A 1,640-nucleotide genomic window follows, 5' to 3' on the forward strand; every position below is an offset into this window, starting at 1 on the left:
GACAGCATCTTCAACCAGCTCGAAATCAACTCCTTCGTCAAGGACGTGGTCCGCGGCGTGGTCATCGTCATCGCGGTGGCCGCCTACGCCCGGCGTATCAAGGGACGGTCGGCATGAAGCGGGCACTTCCCATCCTCGCGGTCCTCGTGGTGCTGCTGGCCGCCATCGCGGTCGCCAACCCCCATTTCCTGGAGCCCGCCGGGTTCCTGGCGTTCCTCAAACGGGCCGCGCCGCTGGTGATCCTCGCCGCGGGACAGTATTTCGTCATCGTCTCCGGCGAGTTCGACCTGTCGGTCGGCTCGCTGGTGACGGCCGAAGTGGTGATCGCCGCGCGGCTCATCGACGGCGAGGAACCGGCGACCTGGCCGGTCATCGCCCTGCTGATCGTCATCGGGTTGCTCGTCGGGCTGGTCAACGGCGTGGTCACCACCAAATTGCGGGTGCCGTCGTTCATCGTGACGCTCGGCATGCTGCTCATCCTGTCCGGAGCGGTGTTCCTGTGGACCGGCGGCGCACCGCGCGGCGCCCTCTCTGAGGGCTTCAGGACCTTCGGCCGCGGCAGTCTCGGACCGGTGCCGTGGTCGGTGCTGATCCTGCTGGCCATGGGGGCGGCGGCGATCTGGCTCATGCGCGCCGACTTTGGCAAAACGCTGATGGCCACCGGCGACAACGAGCGCGCCGCGTCGCTGTCCGGAGTCCGGGTCGACCGGGCCAAGATCTTCGCCTTCATGCTCTCCGGTCTGGCCGCCGCCGTCGCGGCGATCCTGCTCGGCGGCTTCGCCGGAGTATCGGCGCAGGTGGGTCAGGGGCTGGAGTTCTCCGCCATCACCGCGGTCGTCCTCGGCGGCGTGGCGCTCGGCGGCGGCCGCGGCTCCGTGCTCGCCGCCATGGCCGGGGCCTTCACGCTGGAGGCCCTGTTCACGCTGCTCAACCTGTACGGAATCTCGGGAGCGCTGGAGTTCACCGTGCAGGGCGTCATCATCATCGCCGCGGTCGCGGCGGGAGCCATCCGACTTCCCCGGAAGTTCACCCCCCGAAGAGGAGACGCACATGCCGCGTCATAAGGCCGCAGTCGCCGTGTTCGCCGTTCTCGCCCTCGCCGGCTGCACCACAGACAAGCCGACGGCCACGACTCAACCCGCCGCTTCCGCCCCGAGCGCCAGTCAGAGTGCCCAGGGCTCGGGCACGGGCGCGCAGTCGAAGTTCTTCGTGCAGGCGGACTTCGACGCCCAGCTGGCCATGCGCACCCAGACCCCGGAGGGTCCCTCCGACAAGCCGTGGGAGCAGGCCATCGCACCAAAGATGACGGACACGGCGAAGTACAAGAAGGACGGGCCGTACCACCTGTGCTTCTCCAACGCCGCTGTCAACAACCCCTGGCGCCAGGTCGGCTGGAAGACGATGCAGGCCGAGGCCGGCCTGCACAAGGAGATCACCAAGTTCACCGCCCTCGACGCGGAGGGCAAGGACGACAAGCAGATCTCCGACATCGCCGAACTGCAGGCCAAGGGCTGCGACGCGCTGATCGTCTCGCCGAACACCACAGCCACGCTCACCCCCGCCGTGACGGCCGCCTGCGGGAAGGTGCCCGTCATCGTGTTCGACCGGGGCGTGCAGACGGACTGCCCGGTGACGTTCAT

At 68.4% G+C, this 1,640-nt stretch carries 2 protein-coding genes; both read left to right on the forward strand.

Translation table 11 applies throughout. From position 1 onward, the window contains the following. Window positions 1–113 precede the first annotated feature (113 nt). Window positions 114–1,064, forward strand: a complete 951-nt coding sequence (locus tag ABZX61_RS65800) for an ABC transporter permease (protein WP_355213251.1) — start codon at window positions 114–116, stop codon at window positions 1,062–1,064. Beyond that, on the forward strand, window positions 1,051–1,640 hold a 590-nt coding region (locus ABZX61_RS65805; RefSeq protein ID WP_355213253.1), incomplete at its 3' end, for a substrate-binding domain-containing protein. The genes ABZX61_RS65800 and ABZX61_RS65805, both read left to right, overlap by 14 nt.

The sequence above is a fragment of the Nonomuraea sp. NPDC003709 genome (assembly GCF_040610775.1).
GTDB lineage: Bacteria > Actinomycetota > Actinomycetes > Streptosporangiales > Streptosporangiaceae > Nonomuraea > Nonomuraea angiospora_A.